Here is a 14242-nt window from a genome sequence, read left to right as displayed (position 1 = left end):
CAATGTCAGCGGATCAGATGTTGCGCGGGAAACCACAACGACCCCAAGGAGAAACCCATGAGTTTGTTCAGTTTTGTGAAAGAAGCCGGCGAGAAGCTTATCGACCTGCTCACTCCCGGAAACGCCAATGCCAGCGATGAGTTGAAAAAGCACATCGAGACAGTCGGTTTGGGCAATCCCAACGTCCATGCAACGGTTGAAGGCGACAAGATCACATTGACTGGCGAAGTCGCCAGTCAGGAAGAAAAAGAGAAGATCGTGCTGGCCGCAGGCAACATCTCCGGTGTTGGCAGCGTCGATGACCAGCTGACCATCGCTGCAGGTGCTCCCGCTGTCACTGCCGCTAAGTTCGTGACTGTTGAGTCGGGCGATACGCTTAGCGCTATTTCGAAGCGCGTGTATGGCGACGCCAACAAGTACCAGAAGATCTTCGACGCCAACAAGCCGATGCTTAAGGACGTGAACAAGATCTACCCGGGTCAGGTTCTGCGTATTCCTGAGTAAGGCGGCGGTCGCATTAACAGTGCAATCGGTATTCGCACTGATCGTATGGCAACCCATTGTAGGAGCGCGCTTGCCCACGAAAATCGTCCATCCGGTCATTCTTTATCGGGTGTACGATTTTTCGCGGGCAAGCGCGCTCCTACAGTCGTTACGCGCAGTTTATAAGCCTTGGATTAATGTCCGATAGTCTTCAACGGCCTCGAACTCCTCGGTGTCCTTGGGGCCTTTGCGGCTGTCCGGCTCACTGACAGCCAGCAGATAACCGATGCCGTAGCGGCCAGCGCTGCGAAGAATGGGCAAGGTGTCGTCGATGAACAGGCTCCGCGCCGGATCGAATTCAATGTCAGCCTGTAAGGCGTCCCAGAACTGTGGATGTTCTTTGGGATAACCGTAGTCGTGGGAGCTGATCAGGCGCTCGAAGTACGGGGCCAGCTCCAGCCTTTCCATCTTCAGCGACAGTGAGTCGCGGTGGGCATTGGTGATCATGATCACCCGCTTTCCGGCCTGCTTGATGGCAGCGAGAAAGGTTTCGGCGTCAGGACGCAGGGCAATAAGGTGGGCGATCTCGACTTTGAGGTTCTTCACCGGCAGGTTCAGTTCTGCGCTCCAGAAATCAGTGCAGTACCAGTTGAGCGTGCCGGCGTTTTTCTCGAAAAGCGGCATCAGTTCAAGTTGTGCCATCGCCAAGCTGATCCCGTGCACCTGCGCATAGCGCTTGGGCAAATGCTCCAGCCAGAAATGGTTGTCAAAGTGCAGGTCGAGCAGGGTGCCGTCCATATCCAGCAGGACGGTGTCGATATCGCGCCAGGGCAAAGAAGGCATACAAGTCACTCGGCGTTGGAGAGGTGCGTGGGATTGCGGCGAAGACATCCGCAAAAGCCACGGTATAGTAACCCGTCAACGCCAAGGAGCTCGTCATGCAGCAGAAACCTACCGTTCTCTCCCGCGAAATCGTCGCGAGCAGCCGTCTGTTCCGCGTTGAAGAAGTGCAGTTGCGCTTTTCCAATGGTGTCGAACGAACCTATGAGCGACTGGTTGGCAGCGGGAGCGGCTATGGCGCGGTGATGATCGTTGCGATGCTGGATGCCGATCACGCTGTGCTGATCGAGGAATACTGCGGCGGCACCGATCAATACGAACTGTCGCTGCCCAAAGGTTTGATCGAGCCGGGCGAGGATGTACTGGCCGCTGCCAATCGCGAGCTCAAGGAAGAAGCTGGCTACGGCGCCCGGACGCTGGTGCATCTGACCGAGCTGTCGCTGTCGCCGGGTTATATGAGCCAAAAGATTCAGGTGGTTCTGGCGACTGATCTCTACGAAGAAAGCTTGCCCGGAGACGAGCCTGAGCCAATGCGCGTCGACAAGGTCAACCTGCGTGAGCTTTCCAGCCTGGTCCAGAACCCGCAATTTACCGAAGGCCGTGCCCTGGCGGCGCTTTACCTGGCTCGAGACCTTCTGTCTGAGCGCGGGGAGTTTTTGCCATGACGTTGTCTTTTGCCACATTGCCCCATCCGCTGCTTGAACCAGTGATCGAGCTCTGCCGCAAAGCGGGGGACGTTATCCTGCCGTTTTGGCGCGCGGGCGTTGAAGTCAACGTCAAATCGGACGACTCGCCTGTCACGGCCGCCGATCTTGCCGCCCATGAAGTATTGGTGGCAGGCCTCAAGGCGCTGGATCCGAGTATTCACATCTTGTCGGAAGAAGACGCCAATATCCCGTTAAGCGAACGCAGCCAGTGGCAACGCTGGTGGCTGGTTGATCCGCTGGATGGCACCAAGGAATTCATCTCCGGCAGCGAAGAGTTCACCGTCAACGTTGCATTGATCGAGAACGGTCGGGTGGTGTTTGGCGTTGTGTCGATGCCTACGAATAACCGCTGCTATTTCGGCGGATCGGGGCTTGGGGCATGGCGAAGTGACAATGCACGGCATTTGGCGCCGATCAGCGTTCGCGATGAGCCCGCAGCGGGGGAAGCCTTTACGGTGGTTGCCAGCCGCCGTCATTCCAGCCCCGAGCAGGAAAGGCTGCTGACCGGGCTGTCGGCAGTTGTTGGTGAACTGAAACTGACCAATATCGGGAGTTCCCTGAAGTTTTGTCTGCTGGCCGAAGGGGCTGCCGATTGTTATCCACGGCTGGCGCCAACGTCCCAGTGGGACACCGCCGCTGCCCAAGGCGTGCTGGAGGGCGCGGGAGGCGTGGTGTTGGGGCTGGACGGTGCAACATTCGGCTATCCCGCACGGGATACGCTGCTGAATTCATATTTCCTGGCCCTGCCAAGTGAAGCCCCGTGGCGCGAAGCACTGCTGAATCTGGCCACGCCCCAGAGCTGATCGAGGTTGCTCCAAGTCGCTGACTAAGGACTAAGGACTAAGGACTAAGGACTAAGGACTAAGGACTAGGGACTGCCGATTGCCCATTGCTGACTGCTGACGACTGTGGGTACCGCTCACGTAGGCCCGCCGTTGAACCTGTAGGAGCCGGCTTGCTGGCGAACCCTGTGTGTCAGGCAATGCAGGTGGCGCTGGGCGATTGCGTTCGCCAGCAAGCCGGCTCCTACGGACGTCATACCCGGCCGATTCCCGGCCGATGCCTGTCCGCCGCAAATCCGGTGTAAGAGCGCGCCTGCCCGCGATGCGTTGTGCCAGCCAATGCAGGTGGCGCTGGGCGATTGCGTTCGCCAGCAAGCCGGCTCCTACGGATTTCATTCCGTCGGTGATATGTCATTCGCCGCAAATCCGGTGTAGTAGCGCGCTTGCCCGCGATGCGGTGTGTCAGGCAATGCAGGTGGCGCTGAGGGATCGCGTTCGCCAGCAAGCCGGCTCCTACGGACGTTGTGCACCGGTGATACGTCATCCACCCCGTGTAGGAGCGCGCTTGCCCGCGATGCGGTGTGTCAGGCAATGCAGATGGCGCTGGGAGATTGCGTTCGCCAGCAAGCCGGCTCCTACGGACGTCGTGCACCGGTGATATGTCATTCGCCGCAAATTCGGTGTAGGCCCGTAGTTGCACGCGAATGCGTTCTGTCAGGCAACGCTGATGGCGCTGGGGGGATTGCGTTCGCCAGCAAGCCGGCTCCTACGGACGTCATACCCGGCCGATACCTGTCCGTCGCAAATCCGGTGTAGGAGCGCGCTTGCCCGCGAACGCGGTGTGTCAGGCAATGCAGGTGGCGCTGGGCGACTGCGTTCGCCAGCAAGCCGGCTCCTACGGACGTCATACCTCAACCTCTCTTGGTGTGTCACGTTCTGATTCGCTGGTAGTAATCTTTCGCGGGCAAGCGCGCTCCTACAATAGTTTGCGCCGAGCGCTGCGGCCTCCAGGCCAGAAAATGCAGGCGGTCAGGTCACCGGTGCAGCACGAACTGTCCGACGAATTCCACAGCCGTCTCTTCTGAGCCTTCGGCCATGATCCGGGTGTTCAGGGTCATTCGCGCGCGGCCGCGACGCTGGTAGAGCTTGATGAATTTCTCCCAGCTGGCTTCGTCCGTGCCCTCGCACACCGCGACTCCATCCCGTCTAACGGGCAGCGGATAGCTGATCTGCCCGTCCTGAATCACGATGTGACCGTCATCGATCCCTGCTTCTTTAAGACGCAAATACAGCCAGCCCCAGCCTGCCAGCACGGCGCCGCAGTAGAGGCTGCCGCCGAACAGCGTGCTCTTGTGGTTGATGTTCGGTGCCAGGGGCAAGCGCAGCCGAAGTTGATGGTTCTGCCAGCCGAGCACTTGGATGCCCATCTCGCGGGTAAGCGGAATGTCGTGATGCAGCACCGCTTCGAGGTCAGCAGCGGTCAGGTGGTGCAAGTCATTCATTGTCGTCCGACCCCGCGCCGTTAAACGTCAAACCATGCTTGCGCAGCTTGTCGTGCAGGGTTTTGCGGGGCACGCCCAACGCCTCCGCCAAACTGCGCACCGAGCTGTGCGGGCGCGTCAGTTCGGCAGCGATCAACGCGCGCTCGAACGCTTCGACCTGCTCACTCAAACCGCCATTGGACGGCACCATGTCCGGCTGCGCAGCGCCTTCCAGTTCCAGTTCAAGCCCCAACGCAAAGCGCTCGGCGGCGTTCTGCAGCTCACGCACGTTGCCCGGCCAGTTGTGACGCAACAGCAGCGCCCGATGCCCTGGCTGCAGTTCATGTCGGGGCAGGCCATGGCGCAGGCTGGCGGTGTCGGCGAAATGCTGAAACAGCACCAGGGCATCTTCGCCACGCTCGCGCAGCGGCGGTATGCGCAAGGGCGCGACGTTGAGGCGGTAATACAAGTCGGCACGGAACCGACCCTGATCCGCTGCTTGGCGCAGGTCTTCCTTGGTGGCTGCGATTACGCGGATGTCCAAGGGAATCTGCTGATTGCCGCCCAGACGCTCAACCACTCGCTCCTGCAACAAGCGCAGCAGCTTGACCTGAACGTCCAGGCTCATGCTTTCGATTTCGTCCAGAAACAGCGTGCCGCCGTTGGCGAACTCGAATTTGCCGATGCGACGTTTCTGTGCGCCCGTGAACGCGCCCGGTTCGTGACCGAACAACTCGCTCTCCACCACCGACTCGGCCAGCGCACCGGCATTGATTGCCACGAACGGGCCGTTACGCCTGTTGGACAGATCATGCAATGCCCGGGCGACGACCTCTTTGCCGGCGCCGGTTTCGCCAAGAATCAACACGTCTGCTTTGGTGGCCGCCAAGGCGCCGATCTGATCGCGAAGGCGTTGAATGGGCGCAGACAGCCCCACCAGTCGGGTACTGAGCTGCTGGCGATCACTGAGTTCAAGCCGCAGGCTGCGGTTGTCGAGCACCAGCCGGCGCAGCGCGATTGCCCGGCGCACGCTGTCGAGCAACGCGTCGCTGGCGAACGGTTTCTCCAGAAAATCGTAGGCGCCCGCGCGCATGGCCTGTACGGCAAGCGGCACGTCGCCATGGCCGGTGATGAGCAACACAGGCAGCTCCGGGTCTTGGGCGTGAAGCTGATCGAGCAGCTCGAGACCGTCAATGCCGGGCATGCGGATGTCACTGACGATGACGCCCGGCCAGTCGCGGTCGATGCGCGCTTGCAGGCCTTTGGCATCACTCAACGGCAGGATTTTCAGGCCGGCCAGGTCCAGCGTCTGACTCAGTGCCTGACGCAAATGCGGGTCGTCATCGATCAGCACCACCTGAATCCGGCTGTCGATGGCGGTCTCGGTGCTCATGCAGATAGGTCCTCTGACGGTTGAAGGTTGACGCCCGAGGCGCCCGTGCGCATGCGCAACGTCAGCAGTGCGCCGCCTTCCGAATGATTGGCGAACAACAATTCGCCGCCCAGTGCGCGCATCAGCGTATCGCAAATAGCCAGGCCCAGGCCGAGCCCCTGGGTGCGCGTCTTGGTGGTGAAGAACGGCTCTCGCGCATGCTCTAGCGCTTCTTTTGAAAACCCCGGGCCATTGTCCCGGATGTACAGGCTGACCTCTTCGGCGTTGTACGCGGCACTGATCCACAGTTTGCGCGGCGGGCCTTTCTCGGTCAGCGCATCCAGCGCATTGGCCAATAGATTGCCCAGCACCTGACGCAAACGCGTTTCGCCGGCCTGCACCCACAATGTCGCGGCCGGCAGGTCACGGATCAACTCCACTTCCATGCCTCGCCGCCGTTTGGCGAGCAGGGCGAGTGCGTCATCCAGCGCCGGTTGCAGCGCCACGCTTTCGGGTGCGTGACGGTCGCGTCGGGCAAAGGCGCGCAGGTGCGCGATGATCGACGCCATGCGCCCGGTGAGTTCACTGATCAGCTTGAGGTTGCCGCGTGCGTCTTCCGTGCGCTGATGATCGAGCAGCACCTCAGCGTTTTCGGCATAGCTGCGAATCGCCGCCAGCGGCTGATTGAGCTCGTGGCTGATGCTTGCTGACATGGTGCCCAGCGCCGACAGCTTGCCCGCCTGAACCAGTTCATCCTGGGCGCGGAAAAGCTCCTGCTGCGCCTGTTCGCGCTCCAGTACCTCCTGACGCAGGCGCTGGTTGACGCCCTCCAGGTCACGCGTCCGTTCGGCCACACGCACCTCCAGCTCGCGCCGCGCCTTGGCCTCGAAGTTGATGCGGTCCAGGTAATGCCGCCGCCGTTGCATCATCAGCCCCAGCAAGAGCATGAGCACCAGCAATGTCGCACCGCCAATGGCTACCACGGTTCTCACCGGCCTGGAGACCAGCACTTGCGGGGCGAGGATGTTGACGCTCCAGCCGGTCTCGTCGATCTGTTGGGTTTGCTTCAGCCAGCCGTTTTCATCCAGCTGCAGCGGGCGCGGGTCCCGGGTCGGGTAGGGCTGGATGGCGACGATGGCCTGCTTTTCTTCTGCGCTGAGCGGCCGAGTGGCGCGAAAACGCCACGCCGGGTTGGACGTGAGGATCACCACCCCATTGTGGTCGGTGACCAGCAGTTGTTCCGGCGTTTTGCCCCACAGGGTTTCGGTGAGGTCCAGGTCGACCTTGACCACCAGCACACCGATCACCGTGTCGCCATCGCGCACGGCCGCAGCAAAGAAATAACCGCGTTTGGCCGACGTCGTGCCAAGGCCAAAGAAGCGACCCAGGTTGCCGGCCATGGCGTTGCTGAAATACGGGCGGAAGGCGAAGTTGCGGCCCACGAAGCTGTCGCGCTTGTCCCAGTTCGAGGCGGCGAGGGTGTCGCCGTTGGGCGCCATCAGGTAGATCACTTCTGCGCCGGTCTGCTTGGCGGTGTTCATCAGCAGCACATTGGCTTCGGCTTGGGCCTGGGTGTTCTGCGGGTTTGCCAGGGTCGCGCGCAAGCCGGGCAGGTCGCCGAGAATCTGTGGCAGGACCTCGTAGCGATGCAGCGTACCCAGCAGGTTGGCGACGTACAGGTCCAGCGTTTGCCGGTTCTGGCTCAGCAGTTCATTGCGGTAATAGTGTTCGGCCAGGCGTTCGAGCGGCCACAACAGCGGGGCGAGGATCAGCGCCAACAGAGCAAGGCTGCGCCAGCGGGGGCGGCGGGGAAGGGTGTGCGTGCTGATCATGGAATCGCCGGTGGGTTCGTTGCGATGCAGGGCGGCTGCGGACGATCCAGTCGGTCGCAGCCGCTCGACATCGAGTCGGCCCATTATGCCTACCGCTGCAGCGCTAAGCACTCCAGCAACGCATCGTGCCAGTCGGGCTGGCTGACGCCCCATTCACGCTGCAAGCGGCTGCAATCCAGGCGCGAATTAAGCGGGCGGCCGGCGGGCGTCGGGTACGCACTCGAAGGGATGGGTTCGAGGGCTGCGCACGGTTTGCCGTGCTTGATCAATTGCTGACCAATCGCCTGTGCGAAGCCAAACCACGAGGTCTCTCCGCTGGCCGTCAGATGGTAGACGCCCCATGCCCCTGGCGTTCCGTCACGCCAGCGCTCGATCAGCCCAAGTGTGCTGGCGGCGATGGTGCCGGCCCACGTGGGCGCGCCAATCTGATCCGCAACGATCGTCAGTTTGTCGCGCTCTTGCAACAAGCGCTGCATGGTCAGCAAAAAGTTGCGCCCGGTCAGGGAATACACCCAGCTGGTGCGCAAAATCAGGTGCTGCCCTCCGACTGCTGCGATTGCCTGCTCGCCGGCAAGCTTGCTGCTGCCATAAACGCCCAGCGGGTTAGGCGCATCGGATTCGGTCCACAAGCCTTGCTTGCTGCCGTCGAACACGTAGTCAGTGGAGTAGTGGATCAGCGGAATGCCCAATGCAGCGGCCTCCTCTGCAAACACTCCCGGAGACAGGGCGTTGATGGCGAACGCCAGTTCCGGCTCGCTTTCAGCCTGATCCACAGCCGTGTGAGCGGCCGCATTGATGATCAGATCCGGCTTGACGTCCCGAACCACCGGCCGAATGGATTCTGGCTGGCTCAAGTCCAGATCATCCCGTCCCAGCACGATCAGCTCGCCCAAGTGCTGCAGGCGCTGCTGTAGCGCTTGGGACACTTGGCCGTGCTGCCCGCTGATCAGAATCCGCAGGGGCGCATTCATGGAAACAGGTCCGCTTCTTTCAGGCTTTTGCCCACCTGATCCTTGGCCGATAACTGCGGCGCCTCGTCCAGGCCCCAGTCAATGGCCAGATCCGGATCGTCCCAACGAATGCAACGTTCAGCAGACGGCGTGTAGTAATCGGTGGTTTTGTACAGGAATTCCGCGTAGTCGCTCAGCACCACGAACCCGTGGGCAAAGCCCTTGGGAATCCACAGCTGTCGCGCATTCTCGGCAGACAATTCGAGCCCGAACCATTTGCCGAAATGTGGCGAGCTGCGGCGAATGTCCACAGCGATGTCCAGCACGCGCCCAGCGGTTACTCGCACGAGTTTGCCCTGAGGGTTTTCGATCTGGTAATGCAGGCCGCGCAGCACGCCTTTTTGCGAACGTGAGTGATTGTCCTGTACGAACGCATCACTTACCCCGGTGGCCTCGGCAAAGGCACGGGCGTTGAAGCTTTCGTAGAAGAAGCCTCGCTCATCGCCGAACACTTTAGGTTCGATGATGAGGACTTCAGGCAACTCACTGGTGACGACTTTCACTGATTTTCCCCTGCGATCTTGAACAGGTACTGACCGTAACCGGTCTTGCCGAAATAGTCAGCACGGTTCAACAGGTGGGCGCGGTCAATCCAGCCGTTCTGGTAAGCGATTTCTTCCAGGCAGGCGACCTTCAAGCCCTGACGGTGCTCGATGGTCTGCACGTACTGGGATGCCTCCAGCAAGCTGTCGTGGGTGCCGGTATCGAGCCAGGCAAAACCGCGACCGAAGCGCTCGACGCGCAGGTCGCCACGCTTGAGATAGGCATTGTTGACGTCGGTAATTTCCAGCTCACCCCGCGGGGACGGTTTGACGTCCTTGGCGATCTGGATGACTTCGTTGTCGTAGAAGTACAGACCGGTCACGGCGTAACTGGATTTGGGCGCCTTGGGTTTTTCTTCGATGGACAGCGCGTGGCCGTTCTCATCGAAATCGATCACGCCGAAGCGCTCTGGATCCTTGACCCAGTAACCGAACACGGTCGCGCCTGAGGTGTTGTCCGCCGCGCGCTTGAGCTGCTCGCTGAAATGCTGACCGTGGAAGATGTTGTCGCCCAGAATCAGGCACACCGAGTCATCGCCGATGAACTCTTCACCAATCAGAAACGCTTGCGCCAGCCCGTCCGGCTTGGGCTGCTCGGCGTAGTGAAAGTGCACGCCGAACTGGCTGCCATCGCCGAGCAGTGCCTTGTATTGCGGCAGGTCGAGCGGAGTGGAAATCACCAGGATGTCTTTGATGCCGGCCAGCATCAGCACGGAGATCGGGTAGTAGATCATCGGCTTGTCGTAGATTGGCAGCAGCTGTTTCGAGACCCCGAGGGTGATCGGGTGCAGGCGCGTGCCCGAACCGCCAGCCAGAATAATTCCCTTTGTCATGCGATCAGTTCCTTCACGTTGGTGCCCAGGCGTTCGCCCTGATAACTGCCGTCTTGCACGTTGCGACACCATTCGAGGTTGTCGAGGTACCACTGCACGGTTTTGCGCAGGCCGGACTCGAATGTTTCTTCCGGTGTCCAGCCCAGTTCGCGTTCAATTTTGCTGGCGTCGATGGCGTAGCGCATGTCATGGCCAGGGCGGTCGGTCACGTAGGTGATCAAGTCCGCATAGTTGGCCACGCCTTTGCGCTGTTCAGGCGCCAGTTCTTCGAGCAGTGCACAGATACCGCGAACGACGTCGATGTTCTTTTGTTCGTTGTGACCGCCGATGTTGTAGGTCTCGCCGACCTTGCCCTCGGTGACGACCTTGAGCAGCGCGCGGGCGTGATCTTCGACGAACAGCCAGTCGCGTACTTGCAGGCCGTTGCCATACACCGGCAGTTTCTTTCCGGCCAGCGCGTTGAGAATCACCAGAGGGATGAGCTTCTCGGGGAAATGAAACGGGCCGTAGTTGTTCGAGCAGTTGGTGACCACCACCGGCAGACCGTACGTACGCTGCCAAGCGCGAACCAGATGGTCCGACGCCGCTTTGCTGGCCGAGTAAGGCGAGCTTGGTGCATAAGGAGTGGTTTCGGTGAACAGGTCGTCCACGCCATGCAGGTCGCCATACACTTCGTCGGTGGAGATGTGGTGGAAGCGGAACGCCGCACGATCGGCTTCAGGCAACGTCAGCCAGTAGCTGCGGGTGGCTTCCAGCAGGCTATAGGTGCCAACGATGTTGGTCTGAATGAACTCCGACGGGCCGTCGATGGAACGGTCGACGTGGGATTCGGCCGCCAGGTGCATGATTGCGTCAGGCTTGAAGCGCGCAAGCACTTCGCTCACGGCTGCCTGGTCAACGATGTCCTTTTGCACGAACTCATAGCGGGTGTTAGTGGCAACGCCCTGCAGCGACTCAAGATTGCCGGCGTAGGTCAGCTTGTCGAAATTGAGGACGTCGTGCTTGGTGTTGTTGATCAGATGACGGATCAGTGCAGAGCCGATGAAGCCGGCGCCACCAGTAACAAGAATTCGCATGGGTAAGCCTTCTTCCCTGGAAAGATGTAAGACGATGAGGCATAGCTTGTGGGGCGTCGCCGCCTCGCGCAAGGAGCAAACCGCCCACAGGCGATGATATTAATTGATGGCCCATCGCAATTAGCGCCATAAAACCGCCGCAGGTGTTTCACCTGCTTAACGGCTCGGAGGTTCATCGGCCAGGGCGAGGGTTTGTTGACGCCGGCGTCCAGGGGTTGATTAACGGCTGCGCAACTGGCGATAGTGTTCAGGCCACTCTCTAAGGACCTGTCCATGTCGCTGCCACTCGATACCTTGATCCGTCGCTCCAGTCTGCCATGCCCGGATGTGGATGCAGCGCAGGCTGCCGAATGGCTGATGACGCATTACGGGCTGGCGGGGGCTTTGAAAGCGCTGGGCAGTCATCAGGACTGCAACTTCCGACTGGAGGCGGGCGATGGTCGCCGGTTCGTATTGAAAATCTGCCACGGTGATTACGCGACGACCGAGCTTGAGGCCCAGCATGCTGCGCTGCGTCACTTGAGCGGTGTGCCGTCGGTGCGAGTCCCGGCGGTGATGCCTGCGCTGAACGGCGACGATCTTTTAACCATCGAGCACAACGGCAAGCCGGTGCATCTGCGCCTGCTTGAGTTCATCGACGGACACTCGCTGGCCCACGTCGCGCATCTGGACCGGCATACCGTGACCGGCCTGGCGCAGCTCTGCGCCCATGTCGATGTGGCATTGGCCGGATTCGAGCATCCAGGCCTGGAGCGGGTGCTGCAATGGGACCCGCGCCACGCCTTCGCGTTGATCGAGCACCTGCTGCCGGTCATCACCGATGCGGACAAGCGTGCCTGCATCGCCGAGGCAGCCGAGCAAGCGCAGGCTTATTTACTGCCGCTGGAAGCGTCTCTCCCAACGCAAGCCATCCACATGGACATCACCGAATACAACGTGGTCTGGTCGCGAGATGACCATCGCCGATGGCAGCTGCAAGGCCTGATTGATTTCGGAGATCTGGTTCGCACCTGGCGAATCGCGGAGCTCTCGGTGACCTGCGCTGCGCTGCTGCACCACGCCGACGGCGATCCGTTCTTCATCCTGTCCGCGGTTCAGGCTTATCACCGTATTAATCCGCTGCAAAGCGAGGAGCTTCTGGCGCTGTGGCCATTGATCGTCGCCCGTTCGGCCGTCCTGGTGTTAGGCAGCGAGCAACAGGCAAGCATCGAACCGGATAACGCTTACATTCAGGCGAACCTGGCGAGTGAGTGGAATATTTTCGATGTTGCCACATCGGTGCCCATCGCCCTGATGGAGGCTGCGATTCTGAACGCTGTGGGTGAGTCGGAAGCAGCCGACCAGGAGCCCGCGTTTTCTGCGCTGCTGCCAAGCTTGAGCGGGCAAGCGTTTACCCTCGTCGACCTAGGGGTGCTGAGCGAGCACTTTGTGGCCGGCAATTGGGAACTCGGCGGGGTCGACGAACGTCTGCTTGCCGAGGCGGCACAGCGCGACGGCTTGGCCGCGAGTCGTTACGGTGAGTACCGACTGTCCCGCACGTTGCCCGACTTCGCAAAGGAGCCGGACACTTTTGCGCTGCACACTGAATTGCATATCCCTCTCGGCACACCTGTCCATGCGCCTTTTGAGGGACGCCTGCGTCTTACCGCAGATGGCGCGCTGTTGCTGGTGAACGCTGAATGGAGCCTGCGACTGTGGGGCGTGCAGTGCGATTCCGGCTCCGATGCCGCCGAGTTCGATGCAGGTGCTGTGATCGGGCGAAGCAGCGGCGCATTGATCGTGCAATTGTGCTCCGAACCGGACGTGAGCCCGCCGCTGTTTACCGCGCCCTCAAAATCGGCGGCCTGGCGTGCGCTGTGTCCCTCGCCCAAGGGGCTGCTGGGGTTCGATTGCGATGCGCCCGCATTGGCAGATGCCGCTGCGTTGCTTGCCCGGCGCGATGCCAGTTTTGCCCGTTCGCAAAAATATTATTACCAGACCCCGCCGCAGATCGAGCGCGGCTGGCGCAACCATTTGATCGACATGCACGGTCGCTCGTATCTGGACATGCTCAACAACGTAGCGGTGCTGGGTCACGGCCATCCGCGCATGGCCCAGGTCGCGGCGCAGCAGTGGTCGCTGCTGAACACCAACTCGCGTTTTCATTACGCGAGCGTTGCCGAGTTTTCCGAGCGACTGTTGAAGCTGGCGCCTGCCGGCATGGATCGGGTGTTTCTGGTCAACAGCGGTACCGAGGCGAATGATCTGGCCATTCGTCTGGCATGGGCCTACAGCGGTGGTCGAGATGTCCTGAGCGTACTAGAGGCTTATCACGGCTGGTCAGTGGCGACCGATGCGATTTCCACGTCTATCGCCGACAACCCGCAAGCCTTGAGCACGCGTCCGGAGTGGGTGCATCCGGTGATCGCGCCGAACACCTATCGCGGTGAGTTTCGGGGGGCGGACAGTACGCCGTTTTACCTGCGCAGCGTGGAGGCTCATCTGCATGCGCTCGCGGAGAAGGGGCGTCAGTTGGCCGGCTTCATCTGCGAGCCGGTGTACGGCAATGCGGGCGGGATCTCCCTGCCGCCAGGTTATTTGCAACAGGTCTACGCCAAGGTCCGTGCCCATGGCGGCGTGTGCATCGCCGACGAGGTCCAAGTGGGCTACGGCCGTCTGGGCCACTACTTTTGGGGTTTCGAAGAGCAGGGCGTGGTACCGGACATCATCACCATGGCAAAGGGAATGGGCAACGGGCATCCGCTGGGTGCCGTCATCACCCGCCGCGACATTGCCGAAGCGTTGGAAGCCGAAGGGTATTTCTTTTCGTCGTCGGGCGGCAGCCCGGTCAGTTGCCGCATCGGCATGGCCGTACTCGATGTCATGGAAGAAGAAAAACTGTGGGAAAACGCACGAGTGGTGGGCGACTACTTCAAGGACCGCTTGCTGGCGCTGATCGATAAACATCCGCTCGCAGGGGCGGCCCACGGCTCCGGCTTTTATCTGGGCCTTGAGCTGGTGCGCGACCGCCAGACGCTGGAACCTGCCACCGAGGAAACGACTTACCTGTGTGATCGGCTACGTGAGCTGGGCATCTTCATGCAGCCGACTGGGGACTACCTCAATGTCCTCAAGATCAAACCGCCCATGGTCACCACTCGGCGCAGCGTGGACTTCTTCGTCGACAGCGTGTCCAGAGTGCTGAGTGAGCTAGAGGGTTAAGCCAGCAGACACCTTGCGTTAATAGCCGATAAATATCGGCTAATTTTACTGGCTGGCGCGGCAAATTCCGGTTAACTGTGTTT

At 60.8% G+C, this 14242-nt stretch carries 12 protein-coding genes; 4 read left to right on the top strand and 8 right to left on the bottom strand.

The features are described from left to right. The first annotated feature begins 57 nt into the window (after positions 1-57). A complete protein-coding gene (lysM, locus tag LT42_RS19100; RefSeq protein WP_037016399.1) occupies positions 58-504 on the top strand; it encodes a peptidoglycan-binding protein LysM in 447 nt (148 codons plus the stop codon). Between the two features lie 159 nt (positions 505-663). Here the strand turns inward: lysM and yrfG are convergent, their stop codons facing one another. Then, positions 664-1326, bottom strand: a complete 663-nt coding sequence (gene yrfG / locus LT42_RS19095) for a GMP/IMP nucleotidase (RefSeq protein WP_037016396.1) — start codon at positions 1324-1326, stop codon at positions 664-666. Positions 1327-1421: 95 nt separating this feature from the next. Between yrfG and nudE the strand changes: the two genes are divergently transcribed. Beyond that, the gene (gene nudE / locus LT42_RS19090; RefSeq protein WP_037016393.1) at positions 1422-1988 is read left to right on the top strand and encodes an ADP compounds hydrolase NudE; all 567 of its coding nucleotides are present in this window, start codon (positions 1422-1424) and stop codon (positions 1986-1988) included. Then, on the top strand, positions 1985-2833 hold the full coding sequence (cysQ, locus tag LT42_RS19085; protein ID WP_037016390.1) for a 3'(2'),5'-bisphosphate nucleotidase CysQ: 849 nt from the start codon (positions 1985-1987) through the stop codon (positions 2831-2833). Before nudE ends, cysQ begins: the two co-directional genes overlap by 4 nt. Positions 2834-3846: 1013 nt before the next feature. Here cysQ and LT42_RS19080 read toward each other — a convergent pair. From LT42_RS19080 to rfbB, 7 genes are all read right to left on the bottom strand, one after another. Further along, positions 3847-4314 carry a YiiD C-terminal domain-containing protein gene (locus tag LT42_RS19080; protein ID WP_037016388.1) on the bottom strand — a complete coding sequence of 156 codons (468 nt, stop codon included), beginning with the start codon at positions 4312-4314 and terminating at the stop codon, positions 3847-3849. Beyond that, positions 4307-5686, bottom strand: a complete 1380-nt coding sequence (locus LT42_RS19075; protein WP_037016385.1) for a sigma-54-dependent transcriptional regulator — start codon at positions 5684-5686, stop codon at positions 4307-4309. The genes LT42_RS19080 and LT42_RS19075 overlap by 8 nt, the downstream gene beginning before the upstream one ends. Next, entirely contained in the window at positions 5683-7497 is a 1815-nt protein-coding gene (locus tag LT42_RS19070) for a sensor histidine kinase (protein WP_037017572.1), read from the bottom strand. Before LT42_RS19070 ends, LT42_RS19075 begins: the two co-directional genes overlap by 4 nt. Before the next feature lie 89 nt (positions 7498-7586). Next, the gene (gene rfbD / locus LT42_RS19065; protein WP_037016383.1) at positions 7587-8468 is read right to left on the bottom strand and encodes a dTDP-4-dehydrorhamnose reductase; all 882 of its coding nucleotides are present in this window, start codon (positions 8466-8468) and stop codon (positions 7587-7589) included. Continuing rightward, positions 8465-9010, bottom strand: a complete 546-nt coding sequence (gene rfbC / locus LT42_RS19060; protein WP_037016381.1) for a dTDP-4-dehydrorhamnose 3,5-epimerase — start codon at positions 9008-9010, stop codon at positions 8465-8467. The genes rfbD and rfbC overlap by 4 nt, the downstream gene beginning before the upstream one ends. Then, positions 9007-9882, bottom strand: coding sequence for a glucose-1-phosphate thymidylyltransferase RfbA (gene rfbA / locus LT42_RS19055; protein WP_037016379.1), 876 nt, complete (start codon positions 9880-9882; stop codon positions 9007-9009). Before rfbA ends, rfbC begins: the two co-directional genes overlap by 4 nt. Then, positions 9879-10958 carry a dTDP-glucose 4,6-dehydratase gene (rfbB, locus tag LT42_RS19050; RefSeq protein WP_037016376.1) on the bottom strand — a complete coding sequence of 360 codons (1080 nt, stop codon included), beginning with the start codon at positions 10956-10958 and terminating at the stop codon, positions 9879-9881. The genes rfbA and rfbB overlap by 4 nt, the downstream gene beginning before the upstream one ends. Positions 10959-11237: 279 nt before the next feature. Between rfbB and LT42_RS19045 the strand changes: the two genes are divergently transcribed. After that, on the top strand, positions 11238-14159 hold the full coding sequence (locus tag LT42_RS19045) for an aminotransferase (RefSeq protein WP_037017569.1): 2922 nt from the start codon (positions 11238-11240) through the stop codon (positions 14157-14159). Positions 14160-14242: the final 83 nt, after the last annotated feature.

Source organism: Pseudomonas lutea (genome assembly GCF_000759445.1).
Taxonomy (GTDB): domain Bacteria; phylum Pseudomonadota; class Gammaproteobacteria; order Pseudomonadales; family Pseudomonadaceae; genus Aquipseudomonas; species Aquipseudomonas lutea.
The sequence above is the reverse complement of the archived record's forward strand: the minus strand, read 5'-3'. Positions and strand labels throughout refer to the sequence as shown.

Excerpts from the sequence above, each read along its gene's own strand:
- lysM (WP_037016399.1), top strand. The coding sequence starts at position 58 with ATGAGTTTGTTCAGTTTTGTGAAAGAAGCCGGCGAGAAGCTTATCGAC.
- yrfG (WP_037016396.1), bottom strand. The coding sequence starts at position 1,326 with ATGCCTTCTTTGCCCTGGCGCGATATCGACACCGTCCTGCTGGATATG.
- nudE (WP_037016393.1), top strand. The coding sequence starts at position 1,422 with ATGCAGCAGAAACCTACCGTTCTCTCCCGCGAAATCGTCGCGAGCAGC.
- cysQ (WP_037016390.1), top strand. The coding sequence starts at position 1,985 with ATGACGTTGTCTTTTGCCACATTGCCCCATCCGCTGCTTGAACCAGTG.
- LT42_RS19080 (WP_037016388.1), bottom strand. The coding sequence starts at position 4,314 with ATGAATGACTTGCACCACCTGACCGCTGCTGACCTCGAAGCGGTGCTG.
- LT42_RS19075 (WP_037016385.1), bottom strand. The coding sequence starts at position 5,686 with ATGAGCACCGAGACCGCCATCGACAGCCGGATTCAGGTGGTGCTGATC.
- LT42_RS19070 (WP_037017572.1), bottom strand. The coding sequence starts at position 7,497 with ATGATCAGCACGCACACCCTTCCCCGCCGCCCCCGCTGGCGCAGCCTT.
- rfbD (WP_037016383.1), bottom strand. The coding sequence starts at position 8,468 with ATGAATGCGCCCCTGCGGATTCTGATCAGCGGGCAGCACGGCCAAGTG.
- rfbA (WP_037016379.1), bottom strand. The coding sequence starts at position 9,882 with ATGACAAAGGGAATTATTCTGGCTGGCGGTTCGGGCACGCGCCTGCAC.
- rfbB (WP_037016376.1), bottom strand. The coding sequence starts at position 10,958 with ATGCGAATTCTTGTTACTGGTGGCGCCGGCTTCATCGGCTCTGCACTG.